This window comes from Novosphingobium sp. CECT 9465, assembly GCF_920987055.1.
GTDB lineage: Bacteria > Pseudomonadota > Alphaproteobacteria > Sphingomonadales > Sphingomonadaceae > Novosphingobium.
The window spans coordinates 360,619-384,887 of record NZ_CAKLBX010000001.1 but is presented as its reverse complement, the minus strand read 5'-3'; the positions used below and the strand labels follow the sequence as shown (position 1 = coordinate 384,887).

The window sequence follows — 24,269 nt, the reverse complement described above, 5'->3', positions numbered from 1 at the left end:
AATGATCCAACGCAGTATCTCGCTCGAACAGGCGCAAACCATCGTGGCGGCCGCCCTGAAGGAGGGCCGCAAGCTCGCCCTGAAGCCGCTCACCGTGGTCGTGCTCGATCCGGGCGGGCACATGATCGCTTTGGCGCGGGAAGACAATTCATCGAACCTTCGCCCGCAGATCGCCACCGCAAAGGCATCGGGTGCGCTGGCGCTGGGCATATCTTCGCGCACGATTGCGGAAATGGCGATCGAACGCCCCACCTTCATCACGGCCGCGGCAGGTCTCAACCCCGCAGGGATCGTCCCTGCCGCAGGGGGGATTCTGTTGCGCAACACCGATGGCGCCGTGATGGGTGCGGTTGGCGTTACCGGCGATACCAGCGACAATGATGAAATCTGCGCGCTCGCGGGTGCTGCTGCTGTCGGCTTGACCGGTTGAAGGGGCAAACGGTGTACGGATTATTATCGATTAATCCGGCCCGCATTTGCACCATGAAGCCTGACCGGGAATAGGCCACCCCCCTCCAGGCATCCATTCGAACTCTTCACGGGGCCAGCGCAAGTTGGCCCTTTTTTGTTTTGCCGAGGCTGGCAGGAGGTTTGCCTTGAACGATGGCGCACGGGCGGGCTGATCTCCCGTATGCCGTCGGCGATCCATGGCTTTCTGAACGGTGCGTGGCTCACTCAACGCGGCAAACCACCCCGGTATGTAAAAGCAGACCAATCGTGCGGTAGGTTATGCAAGAGGCAGAGAAAGGCAGCTTTCCCTGAAACAGGCCGCACGAACGCAGCCCAACACGAAAACCCGATGCCCTGCCGAAAGCCGACTGATGAGGGCGCAACCGGACCGCAAGACCTGGAGGATATGAAAGAATGGCAACCGTGGCGGAACCTGACATCTCGAAGCTGGATGCAGAAACATTGCTGAACCAGTACCCCTTGCCCGAATACTTGCGCGAAAACGTGCGGCCAGGGCTGGAAATGCTGCTGCGGTCCGGCGCGGAAATGGACGATCTCAACGCCAACGGCCGCGCCCGTCTGCTGTTTCAGATCCATGACGATCTTGGCAGGCTGAAACAGATTGCCGATGACCGCGCGCGCCATCCTGAAATAGCCGAAGTGGAAATCCGCGAACCTTTGTTCATTGTTGGCTTGCCACGCTGTGGCACCAGCGTTCTTCACGCCTTGCTGAACGAAGATCCGAACGTCCGCGCGCCGCTCCAGTGGGAAATCGCCTATCCATCGCCACCGCCAGAACGGGCAACCGAACTGACTGATCCTCGCATCGCCAAATACGATACCTATTTGTGGGAACATTTCGGTGGCGATCCGAAGGAACTGCTCAAGGGCCATCCACTGGGCGCGATGATCCCGCAGGAATGCGGATCGTTCATGACCAGCTCTTTTCAGAGCAGCAATTACTGCATGTTGCAGCGCCTTCCACGTTTTTACGAATGGTTCCAGGGCGTTGACGCGACATTCCGATACGAGGTTCACAAAATGTGGCTCCAGCAATTGAGCTGGAAGAACCCGCGCAAGCACTGGGTGCTGAAGATTCAGGAACATATGTACAAGATGCGCGAACTGCGCACCGTGTACCCGGATGCGATCTTCATTCAGCCACACCGGGACCCCACGCAGGTCATCGCGTCGATCTCCCAGCTCATGTACGTCATACGCTCTCCGGCCTATGACGAACCCGGCAAGGAAAAGATCGGGCAGGAGTTTCTGAATCTGTGGTCAGACGGGATCGAGGCGATGATGGACTATCGCGCGAAAACGCCAGACCTGCCCATCCACGATATGCGCTTCAAGGATCTTATCGCAGAACCTGTCGGAACGATCCGCAAAGCCTATGCCCAATTCGGCCGGGAACTGAGCGACGAGGGCGCCCGAAACGTCCTTCAGTGGCTGGCCGAAAACCCGTCCGACAAGCATGGCAAGCGCAGTTACAGCCTTGAGGAGTTCGGTCTCGACGAACAAACCGTTCGCACCCGCTTCGCGCGCTATACAGAGACCTACCATGACTTCATCTGACACAGGCATCCTGCCGCAGTGGTCCGATTATCTTGATCTGCTGGCAAAAGCCGACAAGGTGCTTGATCTGCTGGCCGACCCTTCGGATCCGCAAGCACGGCAGGAAGCCTACCGGCTGATGTTCATGGCCCTGGCGGCCGGATTTCAAAGCACCTTCGTCGATCCAGACCACCCGGAATTCGTCTGCTCGGTCAGCAACGTCATGAACAGCGTCGGGGTCAATCCCGATTTCATCTACGGCTCGGCATCGATCCGGGGGGATGGCGCCTATCGTCTCAGCGGCAAGCGCGGCACCGGTGTCTTCGTTCTATTCGACATAAATGCCGGGTCGATCGGCGTGCTTGACACGTTCGGACCGTCGGTTGGCTTTATCGATCTCGACGAATGCACGCTGGCCGAAGATGGCAGCTTCGACATCCTGCTAAGTGCAGAACGCCCGGAAGGCCACATCGGCGACTGGGTGAAACTCGATCCGCGCGCCTGCAACATCTCTGTCCGCCGGGCCTATTACAACTGGGGCGCCGAAGAAGAAGCGAAGATCGCCATAGAGCGCATCGACCGTCCCATTGGCCCATCGCGGCTTGGTGCAGAGGAAATCGCAAGACGGTTGACCGCGCTGTCCACCTTTGTCGAACGCTATGTCGGGTTTGCCATGGGATATGGCGCAAGGCAGCGGAAGCAAGGCCTGGTCAATGTGCTGGAACACGACGACTGGGCCGGACGTGGCGGTCTTTCGGGACAGCATTATTATCAGGGCATCTTCGCGCTCGAACCAGGGCAGGCGATGATCGTGGAAACCGAATTGCCTGAAAAAGTGCGATACTGGAACATCCAGCTCAACGATCCACTCTGGAACACGGTTGACTGGTTCAACCGACAGAGCAGCCTGAATGCAGCCCAAGCCGCTATAGACAGCGACGGCCAGTTCCGGGCCGTAATTGCAGCAGAAGATCCCGGTGTGCCCAACTGGCTCGATTGCGGAGGACACCTGACCGGATCGCTGATGCACCGCTGGACACAGGCCAGTTCCGGGCCGGAGCCGCGCTTGCGGATTGTCGACGCTGCCAGAGTGCGGGATTACCTGCCCGCCGACACGGCCATCATAACGCCGGAAGAACGCCAGCAGACTTTGCGGCGGCGCCTGCGCGGTGCCCAATGGCGTCATCGCTGGTAGCCTGCGGACGGAGATGGGAGGACGCGTTGCGCGCCTCCTGTCTCAGCCGGTGACGCGGGGGATTATTTCGGCACCCACCCAGCGCAGGAAATCAAGATACTCCTCCGCATCGCGAAGCGGAGGCAAGGGAATGTTGGTTTCGGTCACTCCCTGGCCCGCCAGCCATCCGCACAGATCGATGGCCTTTTGCGCATCCCAGCTGCCGGTCGTGTTCTCGGCATTCGTCTCCACATGGCCTTCACCAACCCGCATCGATTCGATGGGGAAATACAGCCCCAGCGGACGCCCATCGTATTCCGGTTGCGAACGGATAAAGTCCATGATTTCCGGGAACTTGTCAGGCTGGCTGAATGCCGGTTGCCAGCCATCCCCCCATTTCGCCACGCGCTTCCACGGGGCCTCGCTATCGCCGCCGAACCACAGGGGAATCCGCCCCTTCACGGGCTTGGGTTCATAGCGAACGTCACGAAAGTTGACATATTTTCCTTCGAAAACAGGATCTTCCTCATACCATAGCGCCAGCATGGCCTGAACGTATTCGTCCATCATCTTGCCGCGTTCGTGAAACGGCACGCCCAGCATCTCGAACTCGTCCTTCAGCCAGCCCACCGCAACAACCGGGATGGCACGTCCGCCGCTATACCAGTCCAGCGTCGACCAGGCCTTCGCCTGAACAATGGCGTGCTGGAGCGGCAGGATGGTGATGGAAGAGGCGAGGTGAATGTTCTCGGTCATTCCCGCGACGGCGGAAAGCGCCCCCGTTCCATGATGCCAGAATGCGCCGCTGAGTGCGAGGTGATCGCTGGGGATGAGGAAATGCTCCCCCAGCACGGCACGGTGAAAACCAAGCTTATCAACCAGCTGCATCGTGCGCTTGACCTCTGCCGCACCCATCGCCTTTTCCCACGGCTGGCATAAGGCAGGAATTTCAAGTGTGCGCGGAATTGCCATGTTGATCTTCATGGTGTCGGCCCTCTTCCAGCGCCCGGCTTTTGCAGCGGGCCTTGATGATGACCCTGATGCAGCAACCGGGATTGCCCTTGTCCTGCCCGGTGGCAGGCGCGTCGGATCATCCTTCTGTCGATTGCCCTTCAGGATCGAAAGAGGAGAACGGGCAGATGGACCTTGGCATATCCGGGCGCCGTGCGCTGATCGCGGGATCAAGCAGCGGAATAGGGGCCGCGATTGCTGCATCCCTGGCAAAGGAAGGCGTGGAAATCATTGTCCATGGCCGCAACCGTGACAGCGCACTGGCGGTATGCGACCTTATCAAAAGGCAGGGCGGAAACGCCATCGCGCTGCTCGCGCAGCTTGATGATCCTGCCGACGTGTTCCGTCTTGCCAGCGATGCCATGGCCACGGGGCCGGTCGATATCCTGATCAACTGTGCCGGGGCCGCGTCTGAATCGCACCGCTGGTTTGGCGCACCCGCCGATGCCTGGCAGCGCCAGTTCCAGACATCGACATTCTACGCCGTGCAATTGATTCAGGCCATGGTGCCGGCAATGCGCGAGCGCGGATGGGGCCGGGTGCTCAACGTCAGCAGTGGCGCTGCCTATCGCGCGATGGTGAACCATCCCGAATATGGCGCGGCAAAGCTTGCGCTGCATTCGATGACCGCCAGTCTTTCAGCCGAACTCGGTGATTGCGGCGTGAACGTGAACACGCTGGTTTCAGGGCCGGTAATGACGCCAAACACCATGAAATCCATCACCAACAGCGCCGCCGCTCAAGGTTTTTCAGAAACCGGCGCCGCACTGGAAAAACGGGTGATTGAAGAAGTGTGGCGCGCCAATATTCCACTTGGCCGTATGGGACGCGTGGAAGAGCTGGCAGATGCAGCTTGTTTTCTCGTCTCCGAACGAGCCTCCTATATCACCGGCGCTGCACTTCGTGTCGATGGCGGTTCAGTAGGTTGCATCGCCTAGCTGTGGGCTTTCCGACCAGTCAAATGCCGGTACGAACAAGCGGACCCTGCCACGCTGCAAACAAAAGGCCCGGCCTTGCTCTTCCTGCGACAGCAGGTCAGCAGGGCCGGGCATTCGTGTGGTTTAGAACGTCAGGCGGGCAACGACGCCATAGGTACGCGGATCACCCACCGCCACGGAATTGACCGGGAAGCTCTTGAGCAGAACGTCCGGCGCGGCAAAGTAGCGTTCCTTGGTCAGGTTGCGTGCGAAGAAGCCCAGGTCAAGGCCGCTGCGCGCGATGTTCTTCCAGTCGATCCGCATGTTGATCAGTTTGTATCCCGGCAGCTTCTCGCCATACTGGCCGCCGAAATCGTCGGTCATGAAGAGATCGCTGTTGAACACCAGATCGCCGTCCGCGGGGTGGAACGGCAGCGTCCAGTTGACGCTGACCGTGCCTGAGACCGATGGCGAGTAGCGATTTACATCGTTTTCGGTGAACGAGATGCCGGCCACCGGTGGCAGCGTGATCTTGTCGACCTTGATGTTCGTGTAAGCGCCGTTGAACGTGAACGTCAGATCGCGCGTCAGATTGACCGCTGCATCCAGTTCCACACCGAAGATCGAAAGATCGGCAGCGTTGACACCGAACGAGGCATTGGTGGGATTGTCAGGTGCCGTTGAAGGTACGATGGCCTGGGCATTGAGGAACTGCAGCGCGTTCTTGTACTTGCTGTAGTACACTGCCGTGTTGAGGTGGCCGGTGGCGCCCGAAACCTCGAAGTTCAGCTTCTGGCCGATTTCGAAGTCGGTCAGCGTTTCCTTGTCGGTCTTCTGGAACGGGCGCAGGTCCACGCACTGGCCACTGCCAAAGCCGCATGCCGGGTCCGTACCGCCTGTGGTAAACGGCGTTTCGAACAGCGGCGTATTGATATTGACCCCGCGATAGCCACGGCGTGTAACCGCATAAAGCAGCAGGTCAGGGGTCGCCTTCCAGTCAAGACCGAACGTCCAGCTTGGTGCCGAGCCACGGTTTGTCACGACGCCGACGCCATCGGCCAGGCCGCGATCCGCAATGGCGCGACAGGCTTCGTCCGAGGCATAAGTAGTGCCGATGGCGCCACCGCATGCCGAGACACGATCCCAGCTATAGCGCGCGCCCGCGTTCACCGTAACGCTGTCAGTCAGCTTGTAGGTGATCTGGCCGAACGCGGCATAGTTGGTGTTCGTCACGTTGGCAGTTACCACCGATGCGGGTGTGCCGGGGGTGACAAACGCTTCGAACGTCGAACCCGACGGGCCGTCGGGCTTGTCGTGGCTGTAGAAGCCACCGACGATGAAGTTGAACTTGTCGAAGTTGCCGAGGAACTGGACTTCGTTGGTCAGGTACTGGCGCTGGATGAACGCTGCGGCATGGAACACGGTGAACGGCACATCGACCGGGCTGCCGAACAGCGCGCCCGGCAGAGTCGTCGGGCCAAGCGCGGCGGTGTTGATCAGCTGGTCGCTGCGGTTCTTGCGGAAACCGAAGATATTGCGAAGCGTGAAATCGCCGAACGATGCGGAAGTATCATTCGAAATGCCGAAGGCGCGACGGTTGGCGCGACCGGAGCCTGCACTATCGGTGAAAGCACCGTAGAAGTTCTGCTGCTGCTGGGCAAGATATCCCGCCGCCTGGGCGTCGAGCGAGCCGCCAACAATGCCACCCGCGACCGGACCCAGCGACGGTGCAAAAAGGTTGGTGAAGCTGAAGTTCTGGCGCAGAAGATAGTAGCCCGAACCGTATTCCCGCGCCTTGAAATAATCGACAACCGTCGTGTTTTCGAGCCAGTCGTTGGGAGTGAAAGCGATGGTCGCGCGGGCGCTGTCCTGATGGATGTTGTTGAAGCCCGCACCGCCGTTGATCGAATAGATCAGCGGATCGGAGCGACGGATCTGTCCGGCAACGCGGACGGCCAGCACATCCGGGATGAGCGGGACATTCAGTGCGCCCTGCACTTCACGATAATCGAAATTGCCATATGTGCCCTGCACATAGCCACCAAAGTCCTGCTTGGGGGCCTGTGGCGTGATCAACACCGCGCCGCCGAGCGTATTACGGCCGAACAAGGTGCCCTGCGGACCCTTGAGCACCTGAATGCTGCCGATGTCATATGTTGGCACGTTGGAGCCAAGCGAAGCCATCGGGACATTGGCGAAATAGGTCACCACGCCCGGAGTCACTTCGCCGGTGGGAATCTGACCGATGCCGCGCAGCGTGACGGCGGTGTTGTCCTTGCCGCCTTCGGACGAGAACGTCAGGCCCGGAGAAATCGTGCGAATGTCGGCAATGGTCTGAACGCTGCTGCGCTCAAGCGCGGCACCCGAAAATGCGACAACCGAAACCGGCACGTCCTGCAACCGCTCGTCACGGCGGCGCGCGGTGACGACGATGTCGGCCACGGCGGGCGCTTCGTCTGCCTGCGGTGCGGATGCGGGTTCGGAAACGGCCTGGGCTTCAGAAGCGAGTTGGGGTTCCGCAGCGTATGCAGTACCCGAAACGAGACCCAGCGCACAAGCCGCCGTCCCTGCTAGAAGCTGCCCAAATTTGGCATTCATGGTAAACTCTCCAAAAATTGCCGGCATAGGGTTGCACGGCACACAAATTGACGGAGCGGTCTGGGATCGTCCGAACCTGCCGCCCGGTACAAACCTTCCGTATTCGCCCGTTCCTATCCGTTGGTAGGGTCTGCGGCATCAAGGCAGGCGACAGAGGCAGTTTTCGAATTTATGTTGCAGATTAGCCACTTGCGATGTCTGGCCGCTATTGCAGACGCGCAAAGCCGCGCGCCGAGGCACCTTCGGCACGCAAGATCAGAAATTTCGACGGGTTGCGGGCGGTCCGCAACGAACCGCCCGCAGAGCGTTCAGCCTGCCGTTATACCGCTATCGGCGGTGTAACACGCGCCATGAACCGTACGTGCGCGATCGGAAGCGAGGAACAGCAGCGGTTCCACAATGTCTTCGGGTTGCGCGGGTGGACGGATGCCGATGTAGCGCGCAATCAGGCTTTGATCGGCGTCTTGCGGGAACTCCAGCGTCTGCACCATTTCCGTCAGCATCCCGCCCGGCGCAAGCGCATTGATGCGCACGGGTGAATGCATGAACTCCATCGCCAGCGATTTGGTCAGGCTGAGCAACGCCGCCTTGGTGGCGCCATAGGGCGCGGTGTAGGCCTGACCCAGAAACGCTGCCGTCGAGACGACATTCACGACGTTGCCCCTCGTTTCCACAAGGTGCGGCATTGCTGCCTGAATCATGAAGAACGGCGCCGTGACGTTTGCAGAAAACAGCCGCGCCCAATCTTCGGTTGTAACATTGGCCAGCGCGTGGAACCGCAGGATTCCAGCGACATTGCACAGCACGTCAAGCTGGCCAAATGCTTCCACGGCCGTTGCCACGGCGCGTGCACAATTGGTCGCATCGCCAATATCTGCGGCATAGGTGGTGCTGTCGCCGCCGGAATCGGCAATACGGCGTGCGGTTTCCGCCAATCCTTCCGCGTTAAGATCGACAAGACACAGCTTTGCGCCTTCACTTGCAAAACGCAGGCTCGCCGCACGACCAAGACCGGATGCGGCTCCGGTCACGAGAACCACTTTCCCGTCAAACTCCCGCACTGTCATGTCAATTGTCCTTTGCAGGCGCTGCGACCACAGGCGTGATCGCTTCATAGAGGTGGGTTGCCATGCCTTCCATCGAGAAGGCCTCGCTCATGTGCATGGCACCTGTTTCGACCAGCGATGTGAGGTGCTCCAGCGTCTTTTCCGGCGCGTCGGTTTCCATGGTGTAGATTGCCATGTATTTTTGCGAAGGACGACCTTCTTCTTCCCCGTCCGTCAGGCGAAACCGCTGGGCCGATACGAACCCCGGCACGGCGACGACATCAGCCAGATGGCGATTGCTGTACCAGTCGTTGTATTCGTCCTCGCGTCCCGCAACGGGATTGCTGTGCACTACATAGGCGAAGATTGGCATGTCGTGTCCTTGAAAGCGTGACGGCACAGGAGATATGCTGGCGTAGCCAGCGCTTGTCCTGCCGCCAGATAAGCCATTTTACCAGACAAGCGGGAGGCGGACCGGCTGGATCATGCCCAGATGGTATTCGATTTCCTGGTCTGGTTCGACGCTGAATTGCGGAATCCGCTGCAAAAACTCTTCGATGGCGATGCGCATTTCGCGGCGCGCCAGGTGCATGCCCACGCACATGTGCGGCCCGAAGCCGAACGAGACATGACGCGGATTGCGGTCGAAGCGGACGATGCCCGGCTCTGGAAACTCTTCGGGATCGCGGCCCGCCAGCGTGGTTGACATGGCCACCTTGTCACCCGGCATCATCCGTACGCCGCCAACTTCGGTTTCCTTCGTGCATGTGCGGAATGTGGTGACAGCAGCATAGGCGCGCATCATTTCGTCGATGGCGTTTTGCGTACGCTGGGGGTTTTCCTTCAGGAATGTCTGATGGTCGGGATTGCGGGCCAGATGCAGGAATTGATGCCCCATGTTGGTGGAAACCGTATCCAGACCGCCAATGAACAGGTTGAAGGCAAAGCCCACAAGTTCGTCATCGGTCAATTTCTGCCCTTCGACTTCCACGCCCAAGGCATAGCTGATGATGTCTTGGCGGGGATTGCGGCGGCGCTCCGCAATCTGTTCGCGCAAGAATGCCACGACATTGCGCGTGGCGTCGGCCATTTTGGCCATGTCCATTTCGTGCAGCAGGCCGGTTTCCCATTCAAGGAATTGCGCCGTGTTGCTGAGCGGGAAATCCATGAGTTCAAGGAACACCTTGATCGGGAATTCGAACGCGAAATCGGCCATGAATTCGCATGAACCACGTTCGCGGAATGCTTCGATATATTCGATGGCGTAACCACGAATGCGCTCTTCAAGGCGGGCCATCGCGGCGGGTGTGAACAGTGGATTGATGAACGCGCGGTACTTGCCATGCTGCGGCGGGTCGATTTCAACCGGCAGGTTCGTCCAGGTATCGCCAACCATTTTGGAATAGGGCGAGAAATCCTTGCTGGAGAAGGTTTCCGTGTCCATGTAGATCTTGCGCAGATCGGCCACCTTGCGCACAATCCACGCCGGAGTTGCGCCGGGATAGGCATGGGGGGCATAGAAAATCGCCGGGCCTTGATGCACGGCGGCCGCCCAATCGCCAAAAGGATCGGCACGCGTGGTCATGCCGAACATGTAGGGGAACGGGCGGACCAGCTGATCTGGAACATGGTCCGGGATGACGGGTTCTGGCAGTTGAAAATCCATGGTAGTGCCCTCGTTGCGTTGCATCGTGATCGTGGTCTGGATGATTGCAGGCGCTTGGCCGAACCGTGTTGACCTGATCTGAAGCTTTCCACGGCCGCGATTATCGGACACATTGGAACGCAACAAGTAGTATCAATTTTAATGGGTTAGTATCATGGATGTGCCTGTTGCGAAGAATAGGGATGTGCAGCCCGAAGATTATGCTGAGCTGCGCAAAACTTTGACCCTCATATCAGGCAAATGGAAGCTTGAAATTCTCTGGCTTCTCTATCATCGGCCTTATCGCTTCGGTGAACTGCTGCGCAACATAAAGGGCGTTACGCAGCATATGCTGACCCGGCAATTGCGCGAACTTGAAGCTGACGGGCTGGTCACACGGACGGTTTTTGCCGAAGTGCCACCCCGCGTCGAATATGGGATGACCGATGCAACAATCGCGCTTGAACCGGCCATATGGGCGCTGATGAACTGGTCAAAGGCATTCGGCACCGGCGTTCGCCAGGCTGCGGTTTCAGCAAGTGCGGATCAAAATCCGCAAGGACAGGTTTAGCCTTTCGCAAGATAGTGCTGGTGTCGCGCGCGTTGCGATAGGCAGATGGCATGGCAGCGACCGTGTTTTCTGCTGCGGGCGGATGAGACTTGCATGACCGATCCAAATCTTGATGCAGCACGACTATCAGATGAAGCTTCCGGCCAATCCGGCATGCCAGAACCCTCCATCGCGAAGGTCGCCGTCAATGTCGGATGAAACCGCCGTGCTGCATTCCCGCAGCCACCGTTCGCATCTCCTGCTGGCCGCGCTGGCCATGCCCGCCCTGCCGATGTCGGCACTCACCTTGCCGCTGATCATCTACCTGCCGGAATTCTATGCCCACACGCTGGGACTGAATCTCGCGACGGTAGGCCTGATTTTCACTGTTGTGCGGCTGGCCGACCTGCTGTTCGATCCGTTCGTGGGCGGACTGATGGACCGTACGCGCACCCGCTGGGGCCAGTTCCGCCCGTGGCTGCTTCTGGGCGGTCCGCTGGTGATGGCGGGGACGTGGATGCTGTTCATGGCGCGGCCAGGGGTGGGACCCCTCTATCTTTCGGTCGGGCTGGTCCTTGCCTATGTCGGCTATTCCATTGTGGTGCTGTCGCAAATGGGCATGGGCGCTGCCATTACCGACGATTACCAGCAACGATCGCGCGTGTTCGCGTGGTGGATGGTGTTCAACACCGTCGGGCAGATCCTTGTCATGGCGATGCCTGTGTTCTTTGCAGACCGGATTGCCAATGACAGCAGCTTTACCGTGCGCACGATGGGCTGGTTCATCCTTGCCAGCGTACCGTTGACGATCGCGGTGACGGTTGCGGCCGTGCGCGAAGGCGATGCCCCGAAACAGGCGCATACCGCAAGGCTGCATGATTATCTCGGCCTGTTCGGGCTTTCCTCCACCCGCCTCCTGCTGATCACGCAATTGTGTGTCGGCCTGGGCCTGGGAATCAGCGCGGCGGTGTTCCTGTTCTTCTTCACGATGCTGAAACAAGTGCCGTTCGCCTATGTCGGCCTGCAATTCGTGGCGTTCTATGTCGTAGGCGTTGCTACCGCGCCGGTCTGGTCAATGATTTCAAACCGTGTCGGACGGCACCGCGCGCTGGCCATCGGCTGCTGCGGTTTTGCCACGTACATGGTGCTGATGATGGCGATGCCGCCGGGCAACATGGTCTATTTCTTCGGCATGGGCCTGCTGGGTGGCACGATGGCCTGCTCGGTCGATATGCTGCCGCGTTCGATGATGGCAGACGTTGCGGATGAGGACCGGCTGGTTTCAGGGCAGGACCGCACCGGCATGCTCTTTGCGCTCCTCACCGTCACCCACAAATTCGGGCAGGCGATGTCCATCGGCATCGTCTATTTTGCGCTCGACCTTATCGGGTTCAAGGCGGGTAGTCCGGCCAACAGCGAAGCCGCGCTGCGCGGCGTTTCGATCCTGTATGGGGTTGTGCCGGGGGTGCTTTATATAGCGTCGGCTCTGGTCGTCAGCCGCTTCGGCCTCACTCCCGCACGCCACGCCGCCGTCCGCGAGGAACTGGCCGCTATCCGCGCGTGATTTTACAACCCCCGCGCCTCGGCGTCATCGCGCGCGTCGTAAATGCCGATCGGCATCCCGGCGAGTACCTTGCCAAAGTACCAGCCCTTGCGCCCGCTGGAAAAGGTGCGTTCGATCAGTACCTTGTACCCTGCTGCCTCCAGCCTGGCGCGTGACGCATCCACGTCCTCAACCATGATCTCGGATGACAACACGCATTGCATGGCATGTGTGCGGGCGACCGTTGACGGCGTTTCCACCAGCTTGATCCGGTGCGGCCCGACCAGCGCCCGCGCGCCAAGGCCGCCTGCATCCGTCGCTACCCATGTCATGCCAAAATACCGGGAAAATTTCGCGGCCATGGCATCGATATCATCTGCCGCCACAACCACCACGCCACATTTGGGGACCGGCGCATGTTCCAGATCGAGAAAGGGTTCCATCATCGATTCGTTATCGCCATCGGTGCACGACATGACCGGAATGCCGCCAAAGCCGTGGGCATAGAGATGTTCCTGCGTATCCGGTCCCGGCAGAGGGCTGGTGAATGAAGGCAAGATGTCATCGGCGGCGAGCAAACGATAGGTTTCCTCGCAATCATCGACCGCCAGCGCTACCTCGACCAGCGGATAGGGCAGCCCCTGCATGAACGGCAGTTCCGCTGCGGGCACGTAAAGCTGGATCGGCTCGAACCCGTGTTCGTCGATCCCGGCCTTGATAATATCGGGCGCGATGGGGCCAAACCGCATGCCCATGCCGAACAGATCGCGAAACTGCGCAAGGGTGGAATCCATGTCGTCGACGATCCAGGCGACGCGGCAGAAACGGGTGGGTCGGGTCATGGCGTGTCTTTCAGAAATGTTCAGGAGTAGGCGCTGCCCAGTTCGATCGCCTCGACCATCTGCGGGTTGTGCGAAGTCTGGCCGCCATCAATCGTGATGACCTGGCCGGTGATGAACGCGGATTCATCGGACGCCAGAAAGGCCACCAGCGAGGCGATGTCGTCTGGATTGCCCACGCGGGCCAGCAGGTTGTGCCGCTCGTTCAAGGCAACCAGCCTGGGGGCAAGTTCGCGCAGGCGTTCATCCGCTATCAGGCCGGGGGCAATGGCGTTGCAGCGCACACCCTGCTTGCCGTGCTGTGCAGCGACATAGAGCGTCATCGCAGAAACCGCGCCCTTCGAAGTGCCATAGGCGATGCGCACATCATCGCCGCGATGGCCTGAACCCGAACTGGTGTTGATGATGGAACCGCCGCCCCTTGCGATCATGTGCGGAATGGCCTGCGCGCAGGCAACGAAATAGCCGCGCACGTTGATGTTCATGGTCATGTCCCACAAATCCAGCGGAGTTTCGGGTGCGGTGGTATCCACGCCCAGTTCGCCCAGGCCCACGAACGCGGCGTTGTTGTGCAGTATGTCCAGCCCGCCGAACTTGTCCACCGCGCCATCGACCAGCGCGCGCACTGAAGCGGCATCGCCAGCGTCAAAAGCAATCGCATGGGCCATATCGCCATGCAGGGCAGCCACGGCGTGAGCATCGGCATGGTTGATGTCTGCCACCACGGTCTGCACACCTTCGGCCACGAGCCGCGCCACCACGGCCCTGCCGATGCGCCCGGCCCCGCCGGTCACGATGGCGATCTTCCCGTTCAATCCCCGCACGACATTGCTCTCCCCACTTCGTGGCACCTTTGCCGGTGCGCTCGATTACCGGGCAGGGATACAAAGGCGCGCACGAAGAGTCCAAGCCCGCCACGCCACGCACCGTCCAATTGCGGCAGAACACGCCTTCCCGATGACAGGCCCGTCCGCGCCCGCTTGCACTAAGCATCGGCTGAACAATTATGGAGAGAGGCGAGATGGCGGGCAGGAACTGGCTTATCACCGGGGTGTCGAGCGGCCTTGGCAAGGCATTGATGGAAGCGGTTGTCGCGCATGGCGACAGGGTTGTCGGCACGGTGCGAAATGTGCCTTCTCCACTGCCGCCCCATGCGCAAGCAGACAACGCCCGGCTTGTCACGCTGGATGTCAGCGATCCGGCCAGCGTGGCGCAAGGCGTTGCCGAAGCGGCGCAATGGCTGGGCGGGATCGATGTGGTTGTGAACAATGCCGGCTGCGGCATGTTCGGCGTTGTCGAAGCCTGCTCAATCGACGATTTCCGCTTGGCCATGAACGTCAACTACTTCGGCACCGTAGCGGTATGCCAGGCGACCCTGCCCCATTTGCGCGCCACACGCGGCACCCTGATCAACGTGGCGTCCATGGCCGGGATGGAAGGCTTTGGCGGCGGATCGGCTTATGCTGCGGCGAAACATGCCGTCGTAGGGTTGAGCGAGGCGCTGCATGCTGAACTGACCCCGCTGGGGGTACGGGTGATGGTCTCGCTACCGGGCGGTTACCGCACCGATTTCTGGTCGGCACGCTCGAACACCATCCGGGATGGGATGCGCGATGTCTACGGTGCCTACCCGTGTGGGCAGGTTGCAGAACGCTCGCAGGAGCATGTGGGCAATGAGCTGGGCGACCCTGCAAAGCTCGCACAACTGATGATCGACATGATCGAAGGCGAAACGCTGCCGCTCTACCTTGTCGGCGGCGCGGACGGGATGGCCGTGGTCGAAGCCAAGGTTTCTGCCATCGCATCCGATATCGAGAGCAACCGTTCGGTCAGCATCGCAACGGCTTACTGACACTGACCAGGGATGCCGCCGTTGGCTGGCGGCATCCCTGCCCCGATAAGGTGCCGGTTCAAAGCTTGACGGTAACGGCTTTTACCTCGGTATAGTTCTGGATCGCGTATTCGCCCATTTCGCGGCCCCAGCCCGATTGCTTGAACCCGCCGAACGGCAGCGCCGCGTCATAGACGTTGTGCGAATTGATCCACACCGTGCCCGATTTGATCTTGCCGGCCAGCTTCAGCGCCTTGGAAATGTCGCGGCTCCACACCGATGCGGCAAGGCCGAAGTCGGAATCGTTGGCGATGGCGGCGATCCGGTCAAGATCGTCGTCGTCATAAGGCATGGCGGTAATCACCGGGCCGAAGATTTCCTCACGAACCAGCCGCATGTCATGCGTGGTGTCGGCATAGACGGTCGGCTTTACGAAATAGCCCGTATCACCGTGCCGCTCACCGCCTGCAACCGCGCGCGCGCCCTCTTCGCGGCCTGAATCGAAGAAGCCCATTACGCGATCATGCTGTTCCTGCGATACCAGCGGTCCCATGTCGTTGCTTTCATCAAGACCGGGGCCGACCTTGATAGCATTGGCGCGATCGGCCACCGCGCCGACGACCCTGTCGAACACCGTCTTGTGCACGTAAAGCCGCGAACCCGCGGTGCAGACCTGACCCTGATTGTAGAAGATACCGGCAGCAGCACCTGCCGCGGCAGCATCAAGATCGGCGTCCGGCAGGACCACCACCGGCGATTTTCCGCCCAGTTCCAGTGTCACCTTCTTGAGGTTGCCGGTCGCGGCGCGGACAATCATCTTGCCCACTTCGGTCGATCCGGTGAACGCCACCTTGTCTACCGCCGGATGTGCCGCCATCGCGGCGCCTGCGGTTTCGCCAAAGCCCGAAATGATGTTGACCGCGCCCGCCGGAAATTCGGCTTCCTGGAAAAGTTCTGCCAGCTTGTAGACCGAAAGCGGGGTCTGTTCCGCGCTCTTGAGCACGACGGTGCATCCGGCCGCCAGCGCAGGGGCAAGTTTCCACACGGCCATCAACAGCGGGAAGTTCCACGGCACGATCTGTGCCGCAACGCCCACCGGTTCGCGCGTGGTATAGCTCAGGTGCGGAAAGCCCAGCGATAGTGGAGTGGTCTCTCCACGAATCTTGGTGGCCCAGCCTGCCATATAGCGGAACATGTCGATCGCCAGCGTCACATCGCCGCGCGAAAATGCCAGCGGTTTGCCGTTGTCCACCGTTTCGAGGTGGCAGAAAGCGTCGAAATCGCGCTCAAGAAGTTCGGCGATTTTCCACAGCAACTGGCCGCGTACCGAAGGGGTAAGCTGCGACCACTTGCCGCCATCGAATGCAGCGCGTGCTGCCATCACGGCATCGTCCACATCTTCCTTGTCGGCCGCCGCCACGTGGGCAATCACCTTGCCGGTAGAAGGATCGAACACATCGAGAGTCTTGCCCGATTTCGCATCAACCCACTGATTGTTGATGAACAGCTTTCCGCCGTGTTTGAGATATTTGAGATGGGCGTCCACATTGTCAATCACGCTTGCCACTTCGACATCTCCCATGTCTTTTCTTCAAGGTTGGCTGCAACCATAGGCCCCGCCCCGGCCGCGCACAATCGCGGCTCCCGGCGAGAGCTTTACGGTCCGTCAGGAAGACACCCTTATCCTCCGGGAAAACATTGCCGTGGCCCTTCCCCCGGCAGGTGAAATTCAGCGCGCCATCCCGGAGTCCTGCGAGAAAGGGACTTGGAACCCACAGGAGAGACCATGGGAAGGCTTGCAGGCAAAGTCGCCATCATCACCGGCGCGGGACGGGGCATCGGCCGTGCCATGGCGCGGCGTTTTGCGGCTGAAGGGGCAAAAGTCGCCGTCACGTCGTTCACCCATGAAAACGCCGTATCGCTGGCCCGCGAACTTAACGAGGCGCACGGCGGACACACTGCCCTCGCCATCCGTTGCGACGTGGGCGAGGAAGCGGACATCGCGCAAGCGGTGGCCCACACCGCCGAAGTGTTCGGAACGATCGACATCGTCTGCAACAATGCGTTTGAACTGGCCTCTGCCGCCAAGTCCGTGCTCGGCACTTCGGAAGCAGATTTCAACCGCCAGATGATCACCGGCCCGCTGGCCGCGCTCAGAATGATGCAGGCGGTCTATCCCTTCATGGAAGGGCGCGACGGGCGCATTCTCAATTTCGGCTCTGCCGCCGCGATCGAGGGGACCATGGGCATGGCGCCCTACAACATGGCCAAGGAAGCGATCCGGGGTTTGACCCGCACCGCCGCGCGCGAATGGGGCGACAAGCGCATCACCGTCAATGCGCTGATGCCGGTCGCGCTGACCGAAAGCTTCCAGAACGCACTGGATCAGGGATTGGCGCAAGTCGCCCCCAGCCCGGTGCCGCGCATGGGCGATCTGGACAAGGACATCGTGCCGGTCGCGCTGTTCCTCGTCAGCCCGGAGGCGGGTTACGTCACCGGATACAGCTGGTTTGCCGATGGCGGGCTGAAGATGGACGCCGGGCGCTGACGGGCAATGGAGACCTTGATGAGCGTTGCCGACACATTGGCCATGAACAAGGCGGTGGTGACCAAGTACCTGCAATCGGTCGCGGCGTTCGATCTGGAGGGTATTCGCGATAGCCTCGCCGAAAATGTCGTGCAGCATTATGTCGCGCCATCCTTCATGGTCGACGATGGACAGCACGGCGCGCAGACCATTGCCAGCCGCGATTCCATCGTCGAGGAAATACGCAGCTGTTTCCATGATGTGCTGTACCGGCGCGGCACCGTGACGATTGAAATCCAGACGATCATCGCCGAAGGCGATTATGTCGATTGCCGGTTCATCCTCGATGCGATGACCGTGCGCGCGAACGAGCATTACCGCAATTTCTACAACTTCTTCTATCGTTGTGAAAACGGCCGGGTGGCGGAATACTGGGAGTATCTCGACACCAAATATGCCGATCGGCTGCTTTGGGGAAAATCGGCCGATTGAAATAGGCGGCGCGCAGCAAACAACGCTGGCACCCAAGCGATAGCGAACCGGCTTGATGGCGTGATCCGGCCTGTCCAGAGTGGGCGGAGCCAATATGCGGGAGCGGTGCAAATGGCGGAAAACCTGTTCGATCTGACTGGCAAGGTGGCGCTGGTCACCGGCGGCAATTCCGGCCTTGGCCTGGCCTTTGCGACCGGGCTGGCGCGCGCCGGTGCCGATGTGATCATATGGGGAAGACGCGAAGATCGCAACCGCGAGGCTGTGGCGAAACTGGCCCAATTCGGCGGCCGCACGGGCAGCCGCGCGGTTGACGTGACCGATCCCGCGGCGGTTGCCGCTGCGATGGATGCTGCCGTTGCGGAATTCGGGCGGATCGATTGCGTGATCGCCAATGCCGGGCTTGCCACGATGGAGCCTGTCGACATGATGAGCGATGCGACATGGCACGGGTTGCTTGATGTCAACCTGCACGGGGTGTTCTACACCGTGCGCGAAGCGGCAAAGCACATGAAAGCGCGGGCCGATGCAGGCGACCGTGGCGGATCGATCATCCTCAACGGCAGCCTGATGGTGTTTACCGGCGTTGGCGGGATGGCGCATTATGCCGCGGCAAAAGGCGGGCTGAACTCCATGGCCAAGACGATCGCGGTGGAAATGGGCGCATATGATGTGCGCTGCAATGTGATCTGCCCCGGCTATATCCCCACTGACATCGGCGGTGAAGATGCAGGCGCAAATGCCGCGATGGTGCAGCACATGATCGATATTACGGTGGCACGAACGCCAATCAAGCAGATTGGCAAACCCGATGATCTGGCCGGAATCGCGGTCTATCTTGCCAGTGATATGTCACGATATCACAGCGGCGATACCATCACGCTTGATGGCGGGATGATGGCCCAGTGCTATTGATCACGTAATGCTGTTGGCCGGACCTGACCAGGCAGGTCCGGCCAAGGCAAATCAAAGGAGCGGGCGCAGGAATGCCAGCGCGCGATCGGGCGCGCCGACGATGAAGGCGTGATCGATGTCTGGCCCGGCAGTTTCAACCTTCCAGCCCAGTTCACGTGCCCGATCATGCTGCATCGGGTCCATCACATCACCCAGGATGCCAAGATAATCGACCGGCTTGTCGATGGCGTCGCCACCAGCAGTGACCGGGCTGACCATGCCGCGCAGGGGCATGTCGCTCATCCGTGCGAGCAGCCATTCCTGCTTTTCGGGGGTCATCTTGTAAGGCTTTTCCTTGGCGGCATTGCGCTGCATTTCGGCAACGCCGGTGCCGACAGGGCCTTCGCCCGAAGCCAGCAGGGCATCAAGGCCCGCCGCATCCTCGGTCTTCATATAGCCGATGGCCTCGCCCACACTCTTGCCCGCGATCGGCACGATGCCGTCGAAATAGACCACGCGGCGCACCCTGTCGCCCGCGCGCGCAACCACGCCCGGAGCAACCGAACCGCCATAGCTGAAGGCGACGAGCACGACATCGTGCAGGTCTTCGAATTCGAGGACGTTGACGATATCGGTGACGTGCACGTCATGGGTCACATCGCGGCTGATCAGGTGCGAGCGTTCACCAAAGCCTGTGAAGGTGGGGGTGAAAACCTTGTGCCCTTCGGCGCGAAGGGTCGTGGCCAGTTCGTCCCAAACCCAGCCACCCATGCCTCCGCCGTGGAGGAAAACTATTGTCGCCATCGCGCTGCTGTCCTTGTTCTGTCGTGATCGGTGCGGGATTCAGGAATCCTGAAGCTCGAAGTTGGTGATGAAGTTTTCCGGCAGCGGCGGTCCCCACAGATAGAGCGAGTCCTCCACTGCATGGTCGCCAGCGGGCCAATCATGCCCGGCCGGTACGTAATCAATGTCGCAGCTGTATTCGGCATAGCTGCCCCATGGATCGGGAACATAGTGAAAATAGTTGGCGCCCAGCACGTGCTGGCCGAAGCCCCAGCCCTTGTCATAGCCAAGGCTTGCCATGTGCGATCCGCCAATGCCCACTTCCTGAACCGTGCCGACGTCCCAGCTGGAATGGTGCATGCCCGGCCCCGCCGATCCGGCCAGTGCCAGCATGTGATGGTCGCTGCCGAAGACGCCGTGCATGAAGGCGACCGCATCGGCCGAGCGATCGGAGAGCTTCAAGCCGAGCGTCTCGCTGTAGAACTCTATGTCACGCGAGACGCTGGTGGTGAAGATCAGGAAGTGTGACAGGCGGCGCGGGCGCACTTTCTGCGCCTTGCTGCGCAAAACGGCGGCGCTTTCACCCGGTCCGACCGAGCGGGTGAGAAACTGGGCCTTTTCATCGGGCGAGCACTTTTCGGCTTCCACCACCTGAATGGGCGTATTGTCGTGATTGCGGAACCAGATGCCCCTATCATCGCCACTGCCCTTGGCGATCGCGGGCGTATCGATGATTTCGATGCCAAGGTCGGCAAACTTCTGCCGGAACCGTTCAAGATCGCCTGCATAGGCACCGAATGACAGATATTCGAGCTTCTTGCGCGCTCCAGGACGGATCACGGCCCAGCGGTGCGGGTTGCCGAAAGTGTAAAGCTCCAATCCGTTCGAAACGTCGCGCACATCCAGCCCGAACTCGCTGTAGAACGTCCGCGCCTCGTCAAGATCGGGCACAGTGAGGCAGAAGTGGTCCAGCGAATGAACAGCAGGGCCGCCAGCCTGCTCGGTCGTAGCCATCGTCATTGTCCTCTCATTTCCATCAAATCATTAATCCAGAACGATTTACAGCGCCTGACTGGCAAAGAAACCGCGCACCACCCGCAGGAAATCGTCCTTGCGCTGAAACGCCGCGAAATGGCCGCCATGCGGCAATTCCTGCCAGTCCTGCACGTTGCGATAAGTACGCTCTACCAGTGAGCGTGGCCAGCGGAACGGTTCACCGGCAAAGCGCGCAACGCCCGTTGGCACGTCGACCACGGCGTGAGCATAGACCGTGCGGAAGTTGTTTTCATGATAGAGCCGGAAGCTGGAACCGGCGGTGCCGGTGAACCAGTAGACCGACAGATTATCCAGCAGGTGATCGAAATCGAACACGGATTCAAGATCGCCGCCGTGATCGGTCCACGCGTAGAACTTGTCGATGATCCAAGTCGCAAGCCCGGCCGGGGAATCGTTCATCGCCACGGCCAGCGTCTGCGGGCGGGTGGACTGGATGAAGGCATAGGCTGCATCTATCGCCATGTGCTGGCCCAACCGGGCGTATTCGGCCGCTTCTGCTTCGTCCAGCCCTTCTACCGGGATGGCGGGATTGTTTGGGCCACCGGGGGCCATATTGACGTGAAGAGCGGCGACGGCCTGCGGATAATCCTGCGCCATTCTGCTGGTGACGATCGAACCCCAATCGCCACCCTGAACGAAATAGCGTGAATATCCCAGCGTCTCCATCACGCTGGCGATCATCGCGCCGGTCCGCTCCACATTTACGCCCGTATGCCGGGTCGGACCGGAAAAGCCGTATCCGGGCAGCGAGGGAACGATCACGTGGAAAGCGTCTTCCGCTTTGCCGCCATGCGCTTCGGGATCGCTGAGCGGTCCGATCAGATCAAGGAATTCGACGATCGAACCCGGCCAGCCATGGACCAGCACCAGCGGGCGTGCCGTCGCGACCGGCGACCGGACATGATAAAAGTGCAGTCGTTCGCCGTGCGCTTCAGCCAGAAACTGCGGGTATGCGTTCAGCCGCGCGGCGAAGGCGCCGAAATCGAAGCCATCTTGCCAATAACTGCACAAGCGTTTGATGAATGTTTCATCGGTGCCATAAGTCCAGCCTGTTTCCGGCAGCCAGTCCGTCCACCGGGTGCGCGCAAGCCGCCCCCGCAGATCGGCAACATCGGCGGGATCGATGACGACCTCGAACGGCTTGATCGTGACTGCGCTCATCACAGGTTCCTTGTGGTCAGAGCGCCATGCCGCCTTCGAGCGGGATCACGGCACCGGTGATGAAGCTGGCAGCCCGGCTGCCAAGGAATGCCACAGTGCCGCCGATATCTTCAGGCGTACCGATGCGCTTGCGCGGGACCAGCCCCGACATCATTTCAACGATGGCCGGGTTATCGACCGGCGTCAGTGCCGAAGGGAAGAAGCCCGGAGCAATGGCATTGACGGTGATGTTTTCTGCCGCAAGGCGTTTGGCCAGCCCGCCGGACATGTGGTGCAGCGCAGCCTTGGCGGCTTGATAGGAATAGTTTTCCTTCGGACCGATGCGCAGCCCGCCGATCGAACCGATGTTGACCACGGCTGCGTGGGAGTCGGTCGATGCCGCCGCGCGCAGCTGCGGCAACAGCGCCTGGGTGAGGAAGAACACCGATTTCAGGTTGAGATCAACGACCGAATCCCAGCCCTCTTCGGTAAATTCTTCGATCGGCGCATCATACATCGTGCCGGCATTATTCACCAGCAGGTCCAGTTTCGGTTCCATTCCGGCAAAGGCGCTTGCAACGGCACGGCCACCTTCGACCGACGAAAGGTCACCGGCCAGCGCAATGCAAGTGCCGCTTGCAGAAAGTTCGGCGGCAGTGGCCTCCAGCGTGGCGAGGGTACGGCCAACGATATACGTGCGCGCGCCCTGCGCCACCAGCACTTGCGCGATCATCCGCCCGATGCCGCTGCCGCCACCTGTTACCAGCGCCGTCTTGCCTTCAACCGACAACAATCCGCTCATTTCCGCTCCACATTTTTCAAGGCTGCCACAAAGGCATGCAAACCGTTCCCGCAAGCGGGGCCGTATTGCGGCGCAGTCATGCCCGGTGGGCTATAGCGGCAAACCTTCCTTATGGCAGGGCGGATAGGACTGTCCCGACTGTGCGGGGCGTTCGTGGCGCTATTTCACCTCCACGCGCACTTCGGGGAAGCGGTCATAGTAAAACTGGAAGCGTTCGCGGATGGCCGCCGGTTCGATCCCGAAATCCTCGCGCAGATTGTAGGCGAGTTGTCCGTGCTTGCCGCGCTTGTTGGCGTCGATCGCCTGCTGGAAGGCATCGCGCGTCTGCTGGTCGAACGGAACGCCTGCACCTTCGTAGACCCGTTGCAACTGGCCGAAGGGATCTGCCATCAATTCGTGGAAATACAGATCATATGATTCCGAGGCATCAAGCCGATCGCGATCACGCACACAGGCACGAAGCAGGCGTTCGTAACGATCAATCCAGTAGTCCGCGATTCCCTGCATATCGACCCGTGTGCGTGTCAGCCGCGCACCATAAGCGATGCCGGTAATCGCCGACTGGATCGAAGCCACGGGATCGCGGTGATTGATGACAATGTAGGAATCCGGGAAGGCCCCTTTGACTGCCGGCAACTGTTCCATGTGTTGCGGGCATTTCGAAACCCAGCGGTTGGGGCCTTTCTGCCAGCTGAGCACCTGCATGGCCTTGCGCACATAGCGCATGATCGAGGTGGCATCGTGCGCGAACTGATAATCGCGCCATTCGGGCACGTGCGCGATCCATTCGAAATAGTACCCTCCGAAATCAAGGCCCTGCAATTCGATGTCTTCGGAAATGTGATCCGGCGTGAATTCGTGGATCATCTTGATATAGGGCATTACCGCGTCCATCTGCGCCCATTCGGCAGCGCACAGATCGTAACGGGTGTCCTTGCCGTCCTTGATCCACGGCGCGGCGATGGGCCGCGTCGCTTCCCAGTGCGGCAACGAACGCAGGCGTGGATCGGCCGACATGAGTTGCAGCGTATAGGTCGTTCCCGATCGGGGCAGACCGGCGATAATCAGGGGCCGCTCGATATTGATGTCGAGGATTTCGGGATGACGCTGCACGGTGTCTTCCAGCTGCAGGCGGTTGGATGCCAGCCGCACTGCTTCGCTGAACAGCGTTCCGCGCCCGGCGGCGCTCAGTTCGGTGTCATTATCGCCAGCGCGCATCCACACCGCCAGCCGTTCGCGGAAATCGTCCGGGCCGAAATCGGACAGGCCGGTGGCTTGCTGTGCGGCTGCCAGCACCGCTTGGGGCGTGAGGGTCACGGGATTGGCCTGCGACCATGCCAGTGCGCCCACCTGCATGTCGGTAAGCACGGGATTGGCAAGATCGGTCAGGCGGATCTTTTCGGCGACTTCGGACATG

General features: G+C 60.4%; 23 protein-coding genes. 10 read left to right on the top strand and 13 right to left on the bottom strand.

The annotated features are described in order from the left end of the window. The first annotated feature begins 1 nt into the window (after position 1). From LUA85_RS01850 to LUA85_RS01840, 3 genes are all read left to right on the top strand, one after another. Positions 2–430, top strand: coding sequence for a heme-binding protein (locus LUA85_RS01850; RefSeq protein ID WP_231466640.1), 429 nt, complete (start codon positions 2–4; stop codon positions 428–430). 434 nt (positions 431–864) lie between these two features. Then, positions 865–2,028, top strand: a complete 1,164-nt coding sequence (locus tag LUA85_RS01845) for a sulfotransferase (RefSeq protein ID WP_231466639.1) — start codon at positions 865–867, stop codon at positions 2,026–2,028. Continuing rightward, positions 2,015–3,202: a hypothetical protein gene (locus LUA85_RS01840; protein WP_231466638.1), complete on the top strand. Its 1,188-nt coding sequence runs from the start codon at positions 2,015–2,017 to the stop codon at positions 3,200–3,202. The genes LUA85_RS01845 and LUA85_RS01840 overlap by 14 nt, the downstream gene beginning before the upstream one ends. Positions 3,203–3,244: 42 nt before the next feature. On the opposite strand, the gene LUA85_RS01835 is transcribed toward LUA85_RS01840, so the two are convergent. Further along, positions 3,245–4,165: a TIGR03619 family F420-dependent LLM class oxidoreductase gene (locus LUA85_RS01835; RefSeq protein ID WP_231466637.1), complete on the bottom strand. Its 921-nt coding sequence runs from the start codon at positions 4,163–4,165 to the stop codon at positions 3,245–3,247. Positions 4,166–4,209: 44 nt separating this feature from the next. Between LUA85_RS01835 and LUA85_RS01830 the strand changes: the two genes are divergently transcribed. Beyond that, entirely contained in the window at positions 4,210–5,130 is a 921-nt protein-coding gene (locus LUA85_RS01830) for an SDR family NAD(P)-dependent oxidoreductase (RefSeq protein ID WP_231466636.1), read from the top strand. A gap of 123 nt (positions 5,131–5,253) precedes the next feature. Here LUA85_RS01830 and LUA85_RS01825 read toward each other — a convergent pair whose 3' ends face one another. The 4 genes from LUA85_RS01825 to LUA85_RS01810 form a co-directional block, all read right to left on the bottom strand. Then, positions 5,254–7,707 carry a TonB-dependent receptor gene (locus LUA85_RS01825; RefSeq protein ID WP_231466635.1) on the bottom strand — a complete coding sequence of 818 codons (2,454 nt, stop codon included), beginning with the start codon at positions 7,705–7,707 and terminating at the stop codon, positions 5,254–5,256. A gap of 308 nt (positions 7,708–8,015) precedes the next feature. Continuing rightward, positions 8,016–8,774, bottom strand: coding sequence for an SDR family NAD(P)-dependent oxidoreductase (locus tag LUA85_RS01820; RefSeq protein ID WP_231466634.1), 759 nt, complete (start codon positions 8,772–8,774; stop codon positions 8,016–8,018). 1 nt (position 8,775) lies between these two features. Continuing rightward, the gene (locus LUA85_RS01815; protein WP_231466633.1) at positions 8,776–9,126 is read right to left on the bottom strand and encodes a DUF4286 family protein; all 351 of its coding nucleotides are present in this window, start codon (positions 9,124–9,126) and stop codon (positions 8,776–8,778) included. A 78-nt stretch (positions 9,127–9,204) separates the two neighbouring features. Next, positions 9,205–10,419: a cytochrome P450 gene (locus tag LUA85_RS01810; protein WP_231466632.1), complete on the bottom strand. Its 1,215-nt coding sequence runs from the start codon at positions 10,417–10,419 to the stop codon at positions 9,205–9,207. 220 nt (positions 10,420–10,639) lie between these two features. Between LUA85_RS01810 and LUA85_RS01805 the strand changes: the two genes are divergently transcribed. Continuing rightward, entirely contained in the window at positions 10,640–10,969 is a 330-nt protein-coding gene (locus LUA85_RS01805) for a helix-turn-helix domain-containing protein (protein WP_231466631.1), read from the top strand. Between the two features lie 187 nt (positions 10,970–11,156). Next, a complete protein-coding gene (locus LUA85_RS01800) occupies positions 11,157–12,512 on the top strand; it encodes an MFS transporter (RefSeq protein ID WP_231466630.1) in 1,356 nt (451 codons plus the stop codon). A gap of 2 nt (positions 12,513–12,514) precedes the next feature. Here the strand turns inward: LUA85_RS01800 and LUA85_RS01795 are convergent, their stop codons facing one another. Both LUA85_RS01795 and LUA85_RS01790 read right to left on the bottom strand, forming a co-directional pair. After that, the gene (locus LUA85_RS01795) at positions 12,515–13,333 is read right to left on the bottom strand and encodes a hypothetical protein (RefSeq protein ID WP_231466629.1); all 819 of its coding nucleotides are present in this window, start codon (positions 13,331–13,333) and stop codon (positions 12,515–12,517) included. Between the two features lie 20 nt (positions 13,334–13,353). Continuing rightward, on the bottom strand, positions 13,354–14,154 hold the full coding sequence (locus tag LUA85_RS01790) for an SDR family NAD(P)-dependent oxidoreductase (RefSeq protein ID WP_231466628.1): 801 nt from the start codon (positions 14,152–14,154) through the stop codon (positions 13,354–13,356). 197 nt (positions 14,155–14,351) lie between these two features. Here LUA85_RS01790 and LUA85_RS01785 point away from each other — a divergent pair, with 197 nt between their 5' ends. Then, positions 14,352–15,182, top strand: coding sequence for an SDR family NAD(P)-dependent oxidoreductase (locus LUA85_RS01785; protein WP_231466627.1), 831 nt, complete (start codon positions 14,352–14,354; stop codon positions 15,180–15,182). A gap of 58 nt (positions 15,183–15,240) precedes the next feature. Here LUA85_RS01785 and LUA85_RS01780 read toward each other — a convergent pair whose 3' ends face one another. Continuing rightward, positions 15,241–16,728, bottom strand: a complete 1,488-nt coding sequence (locus LUA85_RS01780; RefSeq protein ID WP_231466626.1) for an aldehyde dehydrogenase family protein — start codon at positions 16,726–16,728, stop codon at positions 15,241–15,243. A gap of 219 nt (positions 16,729–16,947) precedes the next feature. On the opposite strand from LUA85_RS01780, the gene LUA85_RS01775 reads away from it, so the two are divergent. The 3 genes from LUA85_RS01775 to LUA85_RS01765 all read left to right on the top strand — a co-directional run bounded on the left by LUA85_RS01775 (position 16,948) and on the right by LUA85_RS01765 (position 19,092). Further along, a complete protein-coding gene (locus LUA85_RS01775; protein ID WP_231466625.1) occupies positions 16,948–17,709 on the top strand; it encodes an SDR family NAD(P)-dependent oxidoreductase in 762 nt (253 codons plus the stop codon). Positions 17,710–17,727: 18 nt separating this feature from the next. Beyond that, positions 17,728–18,180, top strand: coding sequence for a nuclear transport factor 2 family protein (locus LUA85_RS01770; RefSeq protein WP_231466624.1), 453 nt, complete (start codon positions 17,728–17,730; stop codon positions 18,178–18,180). Positions 18,181–18,291: 111 nt separating this feature from the next. Beyond that, the gene (locus LUA85_RS01765; RefSeq protein ID WP_231466623.1) at positions 18,292–19,092 is read left to right on the top strand and encodes an SDR family NAD(P)-dependent oxidoreductase; all 801 of its coding nucleotides are present in this window, start codon (positions 18,292–18,294) and stop codon (positions 19,090–19,092) included. 51 nt (positions 19,093–19,143) lie between these two features. Here the strand turns inward: LUA85_RS01765 and LUA85_RS01760 are convergent, their stop codons facing one another. From LUA85_RS01760 to LUA85_RS01740, 5 genes are all read right to left on the bottom strand, one after another. Next, positions 19,144–19,875 carry an alpha/beta hydrolase gene (locus LUA85_RS01760; protein WP_231466622.1) on the bottom strand — a complete coding sequence of 244 codons (732 nt, stop codon included), beginning with the start codon at positions 19,873–19,875 and terminating at the stop codon, positions 19,144–19,146. A 39-nt stretch (positions 19,876–19,914) separates the two neighbouring features. Then, on the bottom strand, positions 19,915–20,868 hold the full coding sequence (locus LUA85_RS01755) for a VOC family protein (protein ID WP_231466621.1): 954 nt from the start codon (positions 20,866–20,868) through the stop codon (positions 19,915–19,917). A gap of 45 nt (positions 20,869–20,913) precedes the next feature. After that, positions 20,914–22,071 (bottom strand): epoxide hydrolase family protein, encoded by a 1,158-nt coding sequence (locus tag LUA85_RS01750; RefSeq protein ID WP_231466620.1) that lies wholly within the window; start codon positions 22,069–22,071, stop codon positions 20,914–20,916. 16 nt (positions 22,072–22,087) lie between these two features. Next, positions 22,088–22,852, bottom strand: a complete 765-nt coding sequence (locus LUA85_RS01745) for an SDR family oxidoreductase (protein WP_231466619.1) — start codon at positions 22,850–22,852, stop codon at positions 22,088–22,090. A gap of 159 nt (positions 22,853–23,011) precedes the next feature. After that, on the bottom strand, positions 23,012–24,268 hold the full coding sequence (locus LUA85_RS01740; protein WP_231466618.1) for a sulfotransferase: 1,257 nt from the start codon (positions 24,266–24,268) through the stop codon (positions 23,012–23,014). Position 24,269 lies beyond the last annotated feature (1 nt).